This window comes from Kitasatospora sp. NPDC093679 (assembly GCF_040683455.1).
In the GTDB taxonomy this organism is placed as follows: domain Bacteria; phylum Actinomycetota; class Actinomycetes; order Streptomycetales; family Streptomycetaceae; genus Kitasatospora; species Kitasatospora arboriphila.
On record NZ_JBFBDW010000126.1, the window covers coordinates 1 to 1,001 of the forward strand.

A 1,001-nucleotide genomic window follows, 5' to 3' on the forward strand; every position below is an offset into this window, starting at 1 on the left:
GTTACATTCCGAACCCGGAAGCTAAGCCTCGTAGCGCCGATGGTACTGCAGGGGGGACCCTGTGGGAGAGTAGGACGCCGCCGAACAATTCTTCAAAGGCCGCGGCCCCAGCGATTCGCTGGGGCCGCGGCCTTTTGTGTTTTCCGCGGACACGAACGAGCAACCACGGCAAGGGAGTTCGAGCCCGGACGCGGCTCGGCACCCGATGCCGGACAATGGAAGAGGCGTGCGGCCGTACGGCCGGCGCCGGGCCGTACAGGGCGTTGGTGTCGCTGCCGACGGACGTCGAAACGGCCGAGCTGAAGCAGCAGAAGGAGCCACCGGAATGTCGAACCCGCCCCAGGACCGTCCCGAGCGTCGATCGGACGACGGCCGCGGCTACCAGCCCCGGTCGCGCGGGGGCTGGTCGAACGACCGCGACCGCGGCCCGCGCCGTGACGACCGCGGCGAGGGCGGTTACCGCCGTGACGACCGCCCCTCGTACGGTGACCGACCGCGCCGCGACGACCGTCCTTCCTACGGGGACCGTCCGTCCGGTGGCGGCGGCTACCGCGGCCGTGACGACCGTCCCTCCTACGGTGACCGTCCGCGTCGGGACGACCGCCCGTCGTACGGGGACCGTCCGTCCGGTGGTGGCGGCTACCGCGGCCGTGACGACCGCCCCGCCGGCGGTGGCGGTGGCTACCGCGGGCGCGACGACCGTCCCTCGTACGGTGACCGTCCGCGTCGCGATGACCGTCCTTCGTACGGTGACCGTGAGCGTCGGGACGACCGCCCGCGTGGCGAGTTCCGTCGTGACGACCGTCCCTCCTACGGTGACCGCCCGCGTCGGGACGACCGCCCCTCGTACGGGGACCGTCCGTCCGGTGGCGGTGGCTACCGCGGCCGTGACGACCGCCCCGCCGGCGGTGGCGGTGGCTACCGCGGCCGTGACGACCGTCCCTCGTACGGTGACCGTCCGCGTCGCGATGACCGTCCTTCGTACGGTGACCGTGAGCGTC

1 protein-coding gene and 1 rRNA gene are annotated in these 1,001 nt (G+C 72.5%); both read left to right on the top strand.

Features of this window, described 5'->3' with window-relative positions:
- Positions 1 to 86, top strand: a 5S ribosomal RNA gene (rrf, locus tag AB0O09_RS38765); the annotation flags it as partial.
- A gap of 180 nt (positions 87 to 266) precedes the next feature.
- A partial coding sequence (locus AB0O09_RS38770) for a hypothetical protein (RefSeq protein WP_363550528.1) occupies positions 267 to 1,001 on the top strand: 735 nt, incomplete at its 3' end.